A 16,484-nucleotide genomic window follows, 5' to 3' on the forward strand; every position below is an offset into this window, starting at 1 on the left:
CTACACTAAAATTATGCTAACCGAAAGGGTCGATAGGCATATTCACCTTAATTCAGAGCAAATTAGCGATAATTACTGTAGGTAGCCGGTATTTGCGGCGATTTTAGCCGTTAAAGGCTCTGGTTTATTAAGCCATTAATAATGCATTTAAACACGCCATTAGCCCGCGTCAGCAACGCTGTTAAAGCACAATTTCTTTATATGCATCAAACAACTGCATCTCGCTCAACGCTGAGCAATGTACGCATATCGATATATACTCATCATATACCCACCAATAAGGCGTAAAAACCGGGATAGAGAATGAAACGAATACTTGTGTTAGGTGCATCCGGCTACATCGGCTCACAGCTGATACCGCAATTGCTACAACAAGGTCATAAAGTCACTGCTGCCGCGAGACAAATTGACTATTTAAAATCACGCGTGTTGCCCCATAGCCAGCTCAACTTTTGTTATCTCGATTTGGCGGACCCACAAGCGACCTTAGAGATTGTACCGCAACATGATGTGGTGTACTTTTTAGTACACGGCATGGCTCATGGTCATGACTTTTTAGAATATGAACTGTCACTGGCGCAGAATTTCAAAACCGCGCTCGATGCCAGTTCAGTGCAACACGTCATTTACCTGAGTGCGCTTCAACCCCAAACCGGCAACTCAGCACATTTAGCCGCAAGACGTGAAACCGGTCATCTGCTACGTCAAAGCCAAGTGCCGATTACCGAATTGCAAGCCGGCGTCGTCATTGGTTCAGGCTCCGCAGCCTACGAGATTATGTGTGACTTTATCTACAATCTGCCCTTTTTGGTCGTCCCCCAATCCGTCGACTCAAAAGCCAACCCTATCGCCTTACAAAACCTCAATCATTACCTACTCGCGCTTGCTGAGCACCGACCAAAGCAACACAGCCATTATCAAGTCGGAGGACCCGATATCCTCACCTATCAGCAACAAATGGAAATCATCGCTAAGCAAATCAATAAGCCCTTGCGACTCATTAAACTTGGCTTAATGACGCCTAAATTGGCGACACGCTGGCTCTCCTTAGTTACTTCCGTTCCGGCTTCTATCGGTAGCGCCCTACTCGCCGGTATCGAACATGATTTTATCGCCGATAACCACGATATCAGTCAACTTTACCCGCAACACCTCATTCCCTACGATCAAGCGGTCACAGATAGCTTAAAGCAAGCCGATACCTTTGTGAAAAGCAACGTATGGGGCTTTGATCCCGCGGCACTCAAGCGCTGGCAAACGGGCTATGGTTATTATCCCAAGAAAACCGGGGCGAGCTTTACCACCACCAAATCCACCGCTGCACTTTGGCAGGCGGTGGCAAAAATCGGCAGTAAAGAAAAAGGCTACTACTTTGCTAACAGCCTTTGGCGCACTCGTGAATGGTTGGATCTGCTGTTTGGCGGAGGCAGACCGATACGCCGCTCTCCGGAGGGACCAGAGTTAAAGGTGGGTGACTTTATTGATTCTTGGAAAGTGATTCGCTGTGACAAGCCCTACTTCCTATCGCTACTGTTTGGTATGAAAGGACCTGGGCTTGGGCGTTTAGAGGTGTCGATAGAAGATTTAGGCGAAACAAGAAAAATCGACATTACCGCTTGGTGGCACCCTCAAGGATTCTTAGGGCTGCTGTATTGGTTTGCCATGATGCCCGCTCACCTGTTTATTTTTAAAGGTATGGTGCGGGCACTCTGTCGACAAGCGAGTGATGATTAAGTGAGTGAGAATTCAGTGAATAAAAGTTAAGCGAATAAGAGTTAAGCGAATAAGAGTTAAGCGAGAGTAAAGTCCAACGGGATCTCTGCTAATTGGTCACCTTGATTCATTGGATAAACCAAATACTCGCCATGGTACTTAACCTTGGATTTGTAATCGGTGCGTTTATGGACCATAAACCCAGCCTGATATGCCTTAGAGATAAATTCAGCATGGTTACCACGGACAAACCAACTCATGGGTTTCACCAGCGCCTCACCATCAAAACACTGGTCACACTGGTCGGCACATAAAGCGAGCGAGTTTTGACCATCAGTGAAAATTTGCACCTTACTGCCATCCGTCAACACTTCAGAGGTTGAGATCTCCCAATTGGCACTTTCCATAGTATCGAGGAATACCTCTATCTGCTTATCAGTGAGTGGCTTTATCTCACCAGTAAAGACCGACTGATAATAAGCGGCAATGCGTCGAAACGTTGGCTCAAGCAAAGCTTGATTGCCTTTCGAGCGCCCTAGTTTTTGCCAACCCAGCAGATCGTCACGGGTTATCCTTTCAAATCGTTGCGTTTTAATCGCTTTAGTCACCCATCGGACAAGGAAGTGGTTATTGGCAATAGGCGCATTGACGAGCTTACCCGATGCATGCTCCTGCTCTAGCTCAGCAATTGCTTGATTGACCACATTTTGAATTTCAGAAAAGTATTCAGCCATTATGCTTTTTTCCCCAATAAGGCATACATTGACGCGGATAATACAGAACAAAGCGCCATAATAGCAATCATTGGCCAGACAGAATCGCTCGGCAACATCGCTACCGTCGCGCCAATAACCGATCCGGTGCCAAATCTAAGCGTTCCCGCCAAGGATGATGCGGTTCCTGCCATGGTTGGATAACCACTCAACAGCAACCCCATAGTGTTACTACCAATGGTCGATAACGTCCCGATGTAGAGCATAACAAAGGGCACGGTACCCCAAATGCCTAAATCCAGTATTCCTGACAACAACAACGCCAAGCCAGCAACTAACTGCACCGATAAGCCAAACTTGAGCATGCCATGCAGACCCACTTTTTTCACCATGCGACCATTGATACTGGTCATGATGATCATGGTGACAATATTCAAACCAAACAGATAACCAAACTGGTCCGGCGTCACTCCATAGATATCAATATAGACAAACGACCCCGCCGTTAAAAAAGCGAACATACCGGAAAAAGAGAATGCGCCGGAAAACATCAGTCCCATGGCAACAGGGTTGCGACACAAGCGCACATAGTTCTTGATTGTGGTTCTGAATCTGAGCGGTTGACGATTTTCTGGGGCTAAGGTTTCTGGAATTTTCCACAGCACCGCCAAGATAACCACCACAGAAAAGCCGGCTAACACCCAAAAAATGGCACGCCAGCCAAACCAAATAGCAAGATGCCCACCAATCATAGGCGCAACCAGAGGTGCTAAGGTAATCACTAAGGTGACAAACGACATCGTGCGAGCAAAATCTTCTTTGTCGAACATGTCACGGACAACCGCTTGAATGATCACTGCCGCCGCCGCACCAGCAAACCCTTGCGCGGTACGAACCAGAGTTAACGATTCAATACTGGTGGTCATGGCACTGACCATAGAAGCAATGCCGAAGAAGAAAACGCCAAACAGCAGAATTGGACGACGACCAAAACTATCAGCCAGCGGACCATGTAATAGCTGTCCGATGGCAAAACCTGCGGTGTAAACGGTAAGGGTGATCTGCACAGCACCAGCGTTAACCCCAAGATCTTTTGCAATGGCTGGCATAGCGGGTAAATACATATCAATGGCTAACGGTGTTAACGCACCAATTGCACCCAGTACTAAAAACAGCACGAGACCTAATTGAGGTGTTGTGGGCTGCGATGCTGATTTTGAAATCATATCGCTCCTAATAAATAGAGAACACGTGACCAGCCATAATTCCATAACAAGCGAGGTCAGATTTACAACTTAACATCCATTGTTAAGCATGAAAGGCGATAAAAATGGCACCTAAGATAGGACAATAGGTGCCAGAAGCAGTCATTATAACACCAAACAGGCTCTGCTTAGTGCGAATATTTCAATCGTTTGTATGGCATAGTGACGCCAAAATACCGGATTCAAAGTGAATTTGGCGGTAGGTTATTTATTCCAGACTGAATCGATCTCTTCCTGAGTTAAATAACGATACTCACCCGGCTCAAGCATTTCGTCTAACTCAAGCTCACCAATGCGTTCACGGTGTAATGCTTCAACTTTATTGCCCAAGGCCGCAAACATACGCTTCACTTGGTGATACTTGCCTTCGTGGATAGTTAACACCACCTCATGGTCGTCGATAACCTCCAGTTGCGCCGGCAAAGTGGGGGCTTTTTCGTTCTTTAGCTGAATACCATCGGCAAAGGCTTGTTGATAAGACGCTTGAACCGGATCAGCCAACCAAACACGATAGGTTTTATCACACTTATGTTTGGGCGAAGTAATGCGATGTGACCATTGACCATCATCGGTGATCAGCACCAATCCGGTGGTATCCACATCCAAACGACCCGCAAAATGGAGCGTTTCCATTTTTACTTCATCGAGCAACATAAAGGCCGTCTGATTAAAACCATCTTCGTGAGAGCAGACAAAGCCATCAGGCTTAAATAGCATGATATAACGAGGTCCGGGCTTATTGATTTCACGACCCTGCCACTCGACTTCACTGCCCTCTGCCACTTTAAATGCCCCGCTTTTTTGCATCACGCCATCCACGGTCACGTCACCGGATTTGATGATTTTCGTTGCTTCTTTTCGGGTTGCACCTAAAGCATCACACAAAAACTTATCTAAACGCATACATACCTCAATTCTAATTCGTGGGGTATTATAAAGCGGATTTTTAAAATGTAGAGCAAAACACACCTTTATGTACACACTTCGTCCCTACCAAGCTGAATCTGTCAAAGCAGTCATCCACTACTTTCGCCAAAACACCACCCCTGCGGTCATTGTATTGCCAACCGGTGCTGGCAAAAGTTTGGTGATAGCGGAATTAGCGCGATTGGCAAAAGGGCGAGTGCTTGTGCTTGCGCATGTCAAAGAGTTAGTGGAACAAAACCATGCCAAATACGAAGGTTACGGTTTAAAGGGCTCTATCTTCTCTGCGGGATTAGGACGTAAAGAAACCTCCGAAAAGGTGGTCTTTGCCTCGGTGCAGTCGGTGGTTCGTAATCTTGAACAGTTTGCTAATCAGTTTTCTCTGTTGGTGATTGATGAGTGTCATCGCGTTCCTGAGAATCGCAGCTCTAGCTACCAAAAAGTGATTAAACACCTATGTGACATCAATCCGGGGATAAAAATATTAGGTCTCACCGCGACGCCTTACCGCTTAGGTGTCGGCTGGATTTATCAATATCACACTCGAGGTTTAGTGCGCAGTGAAGAAGCGCGTTTTTTTCGAGACTGCATTTTCGAGTTGCCGATTCACTATCTGTTAGATGAAGGCTTTTTAACGCCCGCCAAACTGATTGATGCACCAGTATTAAGTTATGACTTCTCTCAGCTAAAACCCACGTCTATGGGCAAGTATCGCGAGTCAGAATTGGATCTTGTGATTGAACAATCTAAACGTGCCACACCGCAGATTGTTGAACAGATTATTCGCTATAGCCAAGATCGACAAGGCATCATGATTTTTGCTGCAACGGTTCGCCATGCACAAGAGATCTTGTCTTTGCTCCCCGAAAACAGCAGCGAGATTGTCATCGGCGACACGCCCACTCCCGAGCGTGACCAAATTATCAGTGACTTTAAAGCGCGTCGCATTAAATATCTGGTGAATGTCTCGGTACTAACCACCGGTTTTGATGCGCCGCATGTTGATCTCATTGCCATTCTGCGCCCAACCGAATCGGTCAGTTTATATCAGCAGATTGTTGGTCGAGGACTGCGACTATCAGACGGCAAACAAGAATGCCTGGTGTTGGACTACGCCGGCAACACTTACGATCTGTATCAACCCGAAGTCGGCAACCCCAAACCCGACTCGGATTCAGAGTTGATCACCATCCCCTGTCCGGCTTGCGGATTTAATAACAACTTCTGGGGCAAGCTCGACAGCAATGGCTTTTTAATTGAGCATTATGGTCGCAAGTGCCAAGGCTACTTCACCGATGATGACACTCAAGAGCGCGAACACTGCAACTATCGCTTTCGAGCAAAATACTGCTCCGATTGCGGTGCCGATAATGATATTGCCGCTCGGATCTGTCATGAGTGTGACGCCACCTTAGTAGACCCAGACAAAAAGTTGAAAGACGCCTTAAATCTCAAAGACTCTCTCGTCTTTGAATGTCTCGAAATGCAACTCTCCGTCCATAAAGATGCCAAAGGTAAAAACAGCCTAAGAGTGCAATATGTGGGCGAGAATGACGCCCAAGTGAGCGAATTCTGGTCATTATCAACGCCAAAGCAGAAACAGGTGTTCGCGCAAAAGTTCGTTCGTCCGCACCTTGCCGATAAACATCGGGAATTTAACGCCCTCTCGCCAACCAAAGTGGTGGATAACCAACACCGTTTTCGCCCTCCCGCTTTTGTTATCGCCTCCAAACAAGGGCGATTTTGGAAAATGCGTGACAAAGTCTTTGATGACGAGTTGAACTAACCGCTGTTCAGCTTTCATTCATCCGCTATTCGGTATAGTCTTTTCATTCGGGTTATCTGGAGTTCAATCATGTCAAAAAAGTCACTTTATTCCATAGGTTTATTGGCCACCGCCTGCCTCAGTGCCTTGCCGACTCAAGGCTATGCCAGTCTGTTTTCCCACTCACATAATGGTCACGAGTTGGTACAAGACATTGAGCCCAACGGCGCCAGAATTGAATTTGAAGAAGACCAAGATGAAGTCTATGAAGCGGTACAGGAAGGGCTGATTAAGCCTTTCTCAGAACTGTTTGCTAAAGTAGAACAAGACCTGAATGGTCGTGTGATCAAGGTAGAGCTTGAAGAAGACGATGATCTATGGGTATACGAATTGAAACTGCTCTACGAACAGAACGTTATCAATGTGGATTACAACGCCACCACACTGGAGATGATGGCAATCAAAGGTCACAATCTTCAACAAGCCTTAAAGAAATAAGAGCGAAATCTATGAAAATTTTAGTTGTAGAAGATGAGCCACTCCTAGGACAACAAATCATTGAAACCCTCGAAAGCGCAGACTGGGTTCCAGAACTGGCGCAAGACGGCATTGATGCACTTTATCGAGCCACCTCTGAAGAGTGGGATGCGATAGTTTTGGATCTCGGTCTACCAAAAATTGATGGGCTTACCGTGCTGAAAGGCATCCGTGATGAAAACATCAACACGCCCGTTGTTATACTCAGTGCGCGCGATACATTGAGTCAAAGAGTTGAAGGGCTGAATGCCGGTGCTGATGACTATCTCACCAAACCCTTCGAGATGATTGAGTTAATCGCGCGTATTCGCGCCCAATTACGACGCGCATCAGGCAACGCCTCTCCGGTATTGCAAGTGGGCGATTTAAGCCTCGACACTCGAACCTCAAAAGTCTTATGGCAAGGACAGTCGGTCAGCCTGACCGCTCTGGAATATAAGGTCGTCGCTTACTTTATGCACAACAGTGAAAAGGTCATTTCTCGCACCGAACTGGTTGAGCATATCTATAAGCAAGACTTTGATCGCGACTCCAACACCATTGAGGTATTCATCGGTCGTATTCGTAAAAAGATCGCGCCGCAAATAATTAAAACGGTTCGTGGACTGGGTTACCAATTAAATGCCTAGACTCCACGACCAACTGGCGATGATGCGCAGCAAGGTCAGTCAACTCAGTCTAAAAACACGCTTGCTGCTTGCCGCGACACTGTGGCTGTCCGCCATGTTAATTGTCGCCGGCGTTATCATTCCGGGGTTGGTGCGTGACTATCTTGATCAAGAGTTGCAGCAACAACTTAGCCACACCATGGATGAAGTCGTCGCCAGCCTTGAAGTCAACAAACAAGGTCGCCTAGAACTGACATCCACACTCTCCGACCCAAGATTTAATCAACCGTACAGTGGTCTTTACCTGAGCATTGACAGTGCAGACCAAGTGGTACGCTCTCGATCACTTTGGGATCAACATATTGATGTGAAACACAAAAGTAAAAAGCACAAAAGCTACTTCGGTGCTAAAAAAGAGCAACTGGTGGCGATTGAGCGCACCATTTTTCTGCCCGACGTAGAAAGCCCTGTTCACATCATTATTGGTCAAGATGAAGACCCGATTGAAGCCACGCTGCAATCATTGACGGGACAACTTTGGGTTATTCTGGCGGTATTGGCTGGCGGTATCCTCACTTTAGTCATAGCGCAAGTCAGTTGGTCATTGAGACCATTAAATAAGATGCAAAAAGAGCTCAAACAGCTCAAAGCTGGGCAACGAAGTACGCTAGAGCAACAATATCCTAAAGAAGTCGCGCCGCTCGTTGATGACCTTAACGCGCTGATTTTCCACTATCAAGAGTTGCTAGATCGAGCAAGAAATCACGCAGGGAACCTATCCCATGCGCTTAAAACGCCCCTGTCGGTGCTTAAAAATGATATTGCCCACTTAAGCGAGCAAGACGCAGCCAAACTCGCGCCTAGTATTCAACAGATCCAAGCGCAGATCGATTACCATTTAGGGCGCGCTCGAATGGCGGGTTCGATGAACATCTTAGCCGTCAAAGCCTCGCCCAGTGAGCGCGTAGATGCCATCTCAATGGCGTTTGACAAGGTTTATGCCTCCAGAGAATTAATGCTGATTAGCGAACTCGATACCGACCTGTTTGTTGCGGTTGAGCAAGCTGATCTCGATGAAATGCTGGGCAACCTATTAGAAAATGCCTACAAATGGGCGAATGGAATGATCAAAGTTAACTCCGAAGTGATCGACGGTAATGAAACTAACATCATTATCGAGGATGATGGTCCTGGTATTCCGGAGGACGAGTGCGCCAAAGCCATTAAGCGCGGTGTGCGACTCGACGAATCCACACCGGGAACGGGATTGGGGTTAAATATTGTTAGTGAAATGGCGCATAGTTACCGAGGTCAACTGACGCTACATAAAAGCACGATGGGCGGACTTAAGGCGATTTTACGCCTGCACCTCGCCAAGGAGTAAAATTTAGTGGCTTATCAGTGTTTTTCTATTGCCCGTAACCCGATTGGATGTTAGTATCCGCGCTCGTTTTGTGAGTATCCATTAAGGATCACTTAACGTTCTCCATCTCGACTAGGTCGCTATGTCAGATGGCATTTTTTTAATTTTACTATTTGAGAGTAAATACTATGAAATTCGAAGCAGTAGTACGTACTGAACTAGGTAAGGGTGCGAGCCGCCGCCTACGTCACGCTGGCCAATTCCCAGCAATCGTTTACGGTGGTGAAGCAGCGCCTGTTTCTATCGCTCTAGCACACGACGAAGTACTAAACCAAATGGACAAGCCTGAATTCTACGAAGCAATCACTCTAGTGATCGGCGGCGAAGAAGTTAAGGTTAAGCCACAAGATGTTCAACGCCACGCATTCAAGCCAAAAGTTGAGCACATGGACTTCATCCGTATCTAATTCCCTACCAAGGAATTACTCGGATTAAATCCAGCCTTTTGCATATAGAAAGATTCTCGGTCTTACCAACCCTGTAATCTGAAAAATTCGAAACCCCGATAGCTACCAACTGTCGGGGTTTCACCGTTTTTGGGCTTCCCTCCCCGTCCATACAGCACTTCAATCTACTCGCACCTATCGTCTGTTTCACATTTCTTATTCACCAGACAGCTTTAGCCTAACTTCCCAACTCGCTGTGTGTCTCTGCGCTGCCAGTCTTTACGCTGCAAATATCTACGCTACAACATAGTCACTGCCGATACTACTGAACAAAAATTAACACGAAAAAAAGCCTGTGGCATTACCACAGGCTTGAACACTATAAATGTCTTAACGGTAACAACAGCGAGCAGAAACCTGAGTTCTAGATCGCCCAACCGCCAGCGTAGAACGCCACCAAGGCGATGGTAATTAATACCGTACCCAGATTCAATTGACGCCACTCACCAGCAATCAGGCGACCACCAACAAGGCAGACGAAACCCAGCATGATGCCAGTCACGATGTTTGAGGTTAGAACAATAAATACCGCACACACTAAGCCCGACAGTGCGCCAACCAGATCATCAAAGTCCAGTTTAGTGACATTGCTGAGCATCAATAGACCGACATACATCAAAGCTGGAGCCGTTGCATAGCTCGGAACAAGGTAGCTAATTGGCGACAAGAACAGCAAGACTAAAAACGCCAGTCCTACCACCACCGCCGTAAGCCCAGTTTTACCGCCCGCGGCTGTCCCCGTTGCCGATTCGATATAGACGGCTGCTGGCGAGCCACCAACAAAGCCAGAGAATATGCTGCTGACAGAATCCGCGGTCAGTGCTTTGCCACCATTGATAATGTTCCCTTGATCATCCAAAAGATTCGCTTGCCCAGCAACGGCTCGAATGGTGCCTGTAGCGTCAAAAATCGCTGTCATCACCAAAGCTAAGACACTTGGTAGGACGATAGGATTTAGCGCGCCGATAATATCCATAGAAGCAATCAGAGAGTTTTCGCCGCCGAATGATGGCAGAGCAAACAGACCTTGATACGTCACCGATGGGTCAACCAGCAGCCCAAGCGCCGAAATGGCGATAATCACCAACAAGATACCACCAGTAACACGACGCTTTTCAACACCGATGATCGCCGCTAAACCAACAATCGACATAATCACAGGAAAAGAGGTAAATTCACCCAGCGCAACCGGCAGACCTGCATGTGGGTTTTTTACCACCAGACCCACACCGTCGGCCGCAATCAGCAGCAAAAACAGACCGATACCAATCCCGGTACCATGAGCAATGCCTGAAGGTAAATTGGTCAAAATCCACTGACGAACGCCGGTCACGGTAATCGCAGTGAACAACACACCCATCAAGAACACCGCGCCCAGTGCAACAGGAATCGAAACACCCTGCCCTAGCACCAAACTAAAGGCGGTAAAAGCCGTCAAAGAAATCGCACAACCAATGGCGAGTGGTAGCTTAGCCCACAGACCCATTAATAAAGAACCAAAAGCCGCAACCAAGCAGGTAGCAATAAACACCGCACTTTGATTAAAGCCTGCCGCTCCTAACATATTCGGCACCACAATAACGGAATAGACCATGGCAAGAAACGTCGTGGCACCAGCAAGGATCTCTTGGCGAACGCTGCTGCCTCGCTGTGAAATCATAAAGTAGTTATCTAGCCAACGGTTGTTTCTTTGATGACCAGACTGTTTGTCCGCTTCGGATGGCGTTGAGGTATTGTTGGACATGGTTGTACCTTTGTAGAAGTAAAACGGCAAAGCTCCCTAAATCGATCCATCGTGGGGCTAGTAAACATCTAAATATTAAAAATTGACCTATCCCCAAGTCATCTCAAGATGCGAGGTAACTTGGGTATAATCACACGTCCATGGTGAACAGTCGAAACCGATAGCGTTACTGACAGCATCGCTATAAAGGGCGAGAAGATACTCCTTTATTTCCCAGTTGACAATCAGTTTTATCGTTTGCGCAATCGGTCACATCACCAACAGTTCACCATTATTCATTCTCTTAAAGATAAGTGTATAACTGGTGAAAATATCTCCACTCTTGACTCGACAAATCAAGCTGTTTATATTGGCGCCGTCTTAACGGCACACCCTAAAATGCACACCAGCCATCCTGCTATCATTCGTGCATTTCTATAGGTGTTTATACACATCATGCAAACGAATAATTCTCCTTTTTCTCGTTTTACTCGTGAATCTGGTGCATTAATGCATCTCTCGATTCCTATTATCTTTACCCAACTCGCAACCCAAGCTATGGGCTTTGTCGATACCACCATGGCCGGTCAAGTCAGTGCGGCGGATCTCGCGGCTATTGCTCTTGGCACCAGCCTATGGATTCCCGTGCTGCTGTTGCTACGCGGCACCATTATGGCGCTGACACCCGTCGTTGCCTTTCATCGTGGCGCAAGAGACCTAAAAAGTATCTCCACTGAATGTCTACAGATGACTTGGTTGGCATTGCTGTTTTCCGTGTTATTGATTGCCTATTTGCTTAACGCTAAACCTCTGCTTGAGTGGATCGGCGTGGCTCAAGAGATCATACCTATTGCCAGCGACTACGCGATTGCGCTCGCCTTTGGTGTTCCCGGTATCGCCCTGTTCTATATCATGAATGGCTTTTGTGAGGGGATGAACAACACCAAAGCGCCGATGATCATTTCTGTGTTCGGGCTATTGGTCAATATTCCCATCAACTATGTACTGATCTACGGTAAGTTTGGCTTGCCGGAAATGGGCGCTGTGGGATGTGGTTGGGCAACCAGCATCGTTTATTGGATGATGTCAGGATTACTGTACTCCTATATCAAAACCCATCACCACTATAAGCGCATCATCCAGTTTAGCGATATCAAACCTAAGCCGAGCCAAATGGTACATCTGCTTAAACTGGGTTTGCCGATTGGGATGAATATTGCAGTATGCGGCAGTATCTTTGCGGTTATCGCGCTATTGATTGGTCGTATCGGTGCGGAAAACGTCGCAGCGGCGCAAATCGCGCTGAATGTGTCTAGCATGACCTATGTGATCCCAATGAGTATTTCGTTTGGTATTACCATACGTGTCGGTCACGCACTCGGTGCGAGAGATCACCTTGGTGCGGTTGAGCGTAGCAAAATTGGTATTGTGGTCGCGGCATTGATCTCTTTGGTCTCTATCGTTATGTTCTTGACCATTCCTGACACCATTATCAGGCTGTATACCAGCGATCCGGCAGTCAGCGCGACCGCAGCGACGTTACTGCTGTTCACCGCTATGTACCAATTTAGTGATGCCCTGCAAACCTCAGCCAACGGCGCGTTGCGTGGTTACAAGGATACTAAAGTGCCGATGATATTAGCGATTGCCTCTTACTGGGGGCTCGCGTTACCTTTGGGTATCGTTTTAGGTTTAACTGACCATATTATCCCTGCGATGGGCGAAAAAGGCTTTTGGGTTGGCATCTTAACCGGTCTCAGTGTCGCCGCCGCTCTGATGTTGTTGAGATTGCGCTTTGTGATAAAGCGTCATCAAACAGCCATTGAGCCTACGCCTCTGGTTCAACCTCAAGCCGCTTAGCAAGAAATAAACTGAGCTGTAAACTCACTCAGTTATTAACTGACTCAGCTATAAACTTACTCGGCTATAAACTTACTCGGCTATAAACTCACTCACCGATAAACAAAGCCTCTCTCCTTTTGCAGTAAAGGAAGAGAGGCTTAATAGTTCAAAATTATTGAACGAATGGTTGCCGCTTTATCACCCTGCTATTCGTTGACAATGATACGCAAGCCTTGAATATCAATACCGTCATGACTGATTGAGGTTGGCGAAATGCGTGGCGTCTTATCTTTAATTCGAACCTTGACTAAACGACAAGACTTATCTTCATCACCGTCAAAGGTGTAAAAGATCTCTTGATTAGTACGCAGAAGTGTCTCGTCATCATCCGGAGTAATACCGCTAGTTAAGTCGACTTCTTCAACCTTATTCAACACCACGTTTCTGGTGTACATACTGTCTTCATTAGCATCATAGCATCTTAAAACAGCCGTCACTGTACCCTGCTCTGGATAGTCACTAAACGTTTCCGCTGGGTAGTTATTGGTAAACTCATTCAGCGCCAAGGTATTGTTGTAGATTGGGCAGCCTCTACCCGCCATCGGTATCGTGACTCGCGCATTTAATCCCATACGGAAGAAAGTGCTCGATCCCTGATCGCCAGTCAAATTTTGAATGAGTTCAGGACTGTGCCCGCCTTCCGTCTTTCTCTTTATTTTCACATTACGACCGATTAAATTGTCGAAATCACAACTAAAGAAATTGTCACTCGATTCATCGTTACCTTGTAGACACAGTTTTAGATTCTTACTTTGCGCCTTAAACAGCATCGAACACCAATCATACAGTTCATTAGGCTGCGTCTGAGTCACGGTCACATCATCGACCAATACGCCATACGAATCGGGAATACCATTGTCACGCAGATTAATCGGTGTAAAGAAGCGTGTTGCCTTAAATGTCACCGTTCCTTTAAAGAAGCCATGTTCAAGCTCATTAATGTCGACAACTGCTGGGGTTGTTGGGAACACCGCTCGCTGATCACCCGTATCCCAATCAATACCATCAACACCCGCAACGCTCATTACTTCACCGCCGACTCTCACAATCAAGTCACCGACATCACGACTGTTGGTTGAGCGCTTCTGAAACTCAACATCCATACTATAAGTCGCACCTGGCACCGTTGGAACGAAAGAGCGAATACGAACGTTTGCAGGGTTGCCGCCCAGTATCGGCAAAGGCGCGGCCGTACCCACGGTGACCGAACGCCCTGTACAGTGCTTAGAATCACTGTCTAGCTCTGCGATATAGTTAACTTCATTCGATTTAATATTATACGGCGCACCATATGTTGCTGCAGTACCGAGTTCCAGTACCGGAGCACAGACGTCATTCACAGCGGTACGAATTTCTTTGACGGTATAGTCTTGACGCAGCGCTTTGAAATTATCCAGACCCAGCATCGCCTTTAAGGTAGAACGAGTCCATATTGTCTCAAAGTGAATCTGACCATCAATCGCACCGTTCACGACCTGCCCAGTGGCAAAATCTGAACGGTCGACCAGTAAAGAAAGCAATTGCAAGATATCAGCGCTATCTGGTGCGTCATTAAATTGCACCAAAGACCAAGATCCTTTATTGAAGTCTTCCTGCACCTGAGGTGTTGGGAGTAATTCAGCGCCGAAGCTTTGACTGTATGTCACGTCATCGGCGGCGAAGGAGGATGAAGAGACCATTGCCCCGACGAGAAGTGTTGAGAGTAACGTTTTGTTATACGCCATGTCATATTGCCCTAAGTATGAATTTACATTCACCTAGTAGCGCAGCCCACTATATATCCATTAGTGCTATATCCATCAGTGCTGTCACTTTGCGTCCCAGTCTTTCAACTGGTTTGCCCTTAAGGTAGCTTTTGAAGTTGACATGACGTCCAATCATAGTTCGTGCCAAGTTTGCTAGCACTCGCGAAGATTAAAATATCATTGCATATTGAGAGGCAAATAAATGCTAAAGCAATGTAATAAAAAGGTAATTAAGATTACCTCTTACGCTACCTAAGTCATTAGTTTATCACCTAATTAGTCAGTAGATTGCAACGAATTTGCAACCTGCATTAGCATAAATTGCAAAATGCTAAACTTCATCACGTGAAAAGTCTTGGTCGGTTTTTTTCTACTTATGATTAACCAATAAACGCAAGTCTTAAGCGAGAGAATGAGTTAAGTTCTTATTACTGGGAATCACAATGCGCTTGGGACTCAAGATGCCAATTCGGCTCTCGCACCCGACTTCGCTGCATCAATTTCTCGACTCAATAGCGCTTTCTTTAGCGGTTTATATATGACGCTTTGCGCCCCGAAATCGAGAAAATCCTGTGTCGCTTGTTCTGAGGTATCCGCGGTACAGGCGATGATCGGCGCATCAATGGCATGCTGTTGTTTCAACTTCTGGGTCGCCTCAAGTCCGGTCATCTCCGGCATATGATTATCCATCAAAATTAGGTCGTAACGATTGTCTTTAGCCATGTCTACCGCCTGTTTGCCATTCACTGCCGTATCAACCGTGTCATAGCCCAGCGTCTGTAATAGCTTCGTCAGCACGATGGTATTCACTTTATTATCTTCCGCAATAAGGATTTTATAGCCGGCACTACCTTGCCTTTTGTTATCTTCGACTAAATCAACCGTTTGACTGAGGCTAAAGCGGCTATTGTTGCCCGATAAGCCACTGGTTACTTGCCCATGACTTTCATTGATAGAAGTGACCGCTTTTCTATGGGCATACTCTAAAGCAGCCATCAACCGCGAAGATGAATCATAATCCGAGGTCACTAACTTTTGTATCAGCTCAAGTAGCTGACCATGGTCTTCCACAATAAACTCGAGTTGTAGCTGAACTTTATCCTGCTTGACGCTGGCTTTTACCTGTAAGGTCATCGCATCAGGGCGGTGTGTTAGCGCAATAAGCATCGCTAAATGAAACGCAAAACGAAATAAAGTCTCTGCATTACCGGCCACCAGCAATGACTCAACGGAATCATCAATACTGCCGCTATAGGCAAATTCCATTTTAGTCGCGAACTTAGCAAAATCTTGCGACAAGCTCTGGCTCAATGACTGCAGGGCTATTGGCGTACTTAGCATCTGGTTTTTATCATGGCTTGCCATAAATGCCACGTGATGCCGGACGCTCTCCAGCAACTCTAGGTGTTCCCTAGAATTTCTAGTGTCCTCTTTTTCGCTCATGCCTTTAAGCGCTAGTTTGTTTTGTTGAACAACAAAATAGTTAAGCAAGTAGAACAAGTTCTCGGATTGCTCACTCTCGCTTAGCGCTAGGTTTCTATCCGTCTGTAGTTTTATTTCTAGCTGTTTACGCTGGGTAATATCTCGCTCAACAGCGATGAACTTCACCAACTCCCCGTTTTCAAATACCGGAGAAATAGAAATATCTATCCAATATTCCGAGCCATCTTTATGATAATTGATGATTTCACAATCAATAGGCTTGGCAGCTTTCACCGCT

The 16,484-nt window shown here is 46.5% G+C and carries 13 protein-coding genes and 1 riboswitch; of the genes, 7 read left to right on the forward strand and 6 right to left on the reverse strand.

The window, feature by feature from the left end:
- Nucleotides 1–303 precede the first annotated feature (303 nt).
- A complete protein-coding gene (locus L9Q39_RS07620; protein ID WP_237484497.1) occupies nucleotides 304–1,734 on the forward strand; it encodes a DUF2867 domain-containing protein in 1,431 nt (476 codons plus the stop codon).
- A gap of 56 nt (nucleotides 1,735–1,790) precedes the next feature.
- Here the strand turns inward: L9Q39_RS07620 and L9Q39_RS07625 are convergent, their stop codons facing one another.
- The 3 genes from L9Q39_RS07625 to rsuA all read right to left on the reverse strand — a co-directional run bounded on the left by L9Q39_RS07625 (nucleotide 1,791) and on the right by rsuA (nucleotide 4,594).
- Nucleotides 1,791–2,447, reverse strand: coding sequence for a DUF2913 family protein (locus tag L9Q39_RS07625; protein ID WP_237484498.1), 657 nt, complete (start codon nucleotides 2,445–2,447; stop codon nucleotides 1,791–1,793).
- Entirely contained in the window at nucleotides 2,447–3,652 is a 1,206-nt protein-coding gene (locus tag L9Q39_RS07630) for a Bcr/CflA family multidrug efflux MFS transporter (protein ID WP_237484499.1), read from the reverse strand. Before L9Q39_RS07630 ends, L9Q39_RS07625 begins: the two co-directional genes overlap by 1 nt.
- Nucleotides 3,653–3,895: 243 nt before the next feature.
- The gene (gene rsuA / locus L9Q39_RS07635) at nucleotides 3,896–4,594 is read right to left on the reverse strand and encodes a 16S rRNA pseudouridine(516) synthase RsuA (RefSeq protein WP_237484500.1); all 699 of its coding nucleotides are present in this window, start codon (nucleotides 4,592–4,594) and stop codon (nucleotides 3,896–3,898) included.
- A 70-nt stretch (nucleotides 4,595–4,664) separates the two neighbouring features.
- Here rsuA and radD point away from each other — a divergent pair, with 70 nt between their 5' ends.
- The 5 genes from radD (at nucleotide 4,665) to rplY (ending at nucleotide 9,355) form a co-directional block, all read left to right on the forward strand.
- Nucleotides 4,665–6,401 carry a DNA repair helicase RadD gene (radD, locus tag L9Q39_RS07640; protein WP_237484501.1) on the forward strand — a complete coding sequence of 579 codons (1,737 nt, stop codon included), beginning with the start codon at nucleotides 4,665–4,667 and terminating at the stop codon, nucleotides 6,399–6,401.
- A 54-nt stretch (nucleotides 6,402–6,455) separates the two neighbouring features.
- On the forward strand, nucleotides 6,456–6,878 hold the full coding sequence (locus L9Q39_RS07645; RefSeq protein ID WP_435532832.1) for a PepSY domain-containing protein: 423 nt from the start codon (nucleotides 6,456–6,458) through the stop codon (nucleotides 6,876–6,878).
- An 11-nt stretch (nucleotides 6,879–6,889) separates the two neighbouring features.
- Nucleotides 6,890–7,546 carry a response regulator transcription factor gene (locus L9Q39_RS07650; RefSeq protein ID WP_237484503.1) on the forward strand — a complete coding sequence of 219 codons (657 nt, stop codon included), beginning with the start codon at nucleotides 6,890–6,892 and terminating at the stop codon, nucleotides 7,544–7,546.
- 13 nt (nucleotides 7,547–7,559) lie between these two features.
- Entirely contained in the window at nucleotides 7,560–8,909 is a 1,350-nt protein-coding gene (locus tag L9Q39_RS07655) for an ATP-binding protein (RefSeq protein ID WP_435532833.1), read from the forward strand.
- A 167-nt stretch (nucleotides 8,910–9,076) separates the two neighbouring features.
- Nucleotides 9,077–9,355, forward strand: coding sequence for a 50S ribosomal protein L25 (gene rplY / locus L9Q39_RS07660; protein ID WP_237484505.1), 279 nt, complete (start codon nucleotides 9,077–9,079; stop codon nucleotides 9,353–9,355).
- A gap of 403 nt (nucleotides 9,356–9,758) precedes the next feature.
- Here the strand turns inward: rplY and L9Q39_RS07665 are convergent, their stop codons facing one another.
- Nucleotides 9,759–11,138 carry an NCS2 family permease gene (locus L9Q39_RS07665; RefSeq protein ID WP_290369133.1) on the reverse strand — a complete coding sequence of 460 codons (1,380 nt, stop codon included), beginning with the start codon at nucleotides 11,136–11,138 and terminating at the stop codon, nucleotides 9,759–9,761.
- A gap of 435 nt (nucleotides 11,139–11,573) precedes the next feature.
- On the opposite strand from L9Q39_RS07665, the gene L9Q39_RS07670 reads away from it, so the two are divergent.
- Complete coding sequence (locus tag L9Q39_RS07670; protein WP_237484506.1) at nucleotides 11,574–12,977, forward strand: MATE family efflux transporter; 1,404 nt, start codon at nucleotides 11,574–11,576, stop codon at nucleotides 12,975–12,977.
- 188 nt (nucleotides 12,978–13,165) lie between these two features.
- On the opposite strand, the gene L9Q39_RS07675 is transcribed toward L9Q39_RS07670, so the two are convergent.
- Together L9Q39_RS07675 and L9Q39_RS20635 are read right to left on the reverse strand one after the other, a co-directional pair.
- A complete protein-coding gene (locus L9Q39_RS07675) occupies nucleotides 13,166–14,743 on the reverse strand; it encodes a hypothetical protein (RefSeq protein WP_237484507.1) in 1,578 nt (525 codons plus the stop codon).
- 32 nt (nucleotides 14,744–14,775) lie between these two features.
- A riboswitch (cyclic di-GMP riboswitch) is annotated at nucleotides 14,776–14,871 on the reverse strand.
- 349 nt (nucleotides 14,872–15,220) lie between these two features.
- On the reverse strand, nucleotides 15,221–16,480 hold the full coding sequence (locus L9Q39_RS20635) for a response regulator (RefSeq protein ID WP_253073293.1): 1,260 nt from the start codon (nucleotides 16,478–16,480) through the stop codon (nucleotides 15,221–15,223).
- Between the last annotated feature and the right edge of the window lie 4 nt (nucleotides 16,481–16,484).

Source organism: Vibrio hippocampi (assembly GCF_921292975.1).
Taxonomy (GTDB): domain Bacteria; phylum Pseudomonadota; class Gammaproteobacteria; order Enterobacterales; family Vibrionaceae; genus Vibrio; species Vibrio hippocampi.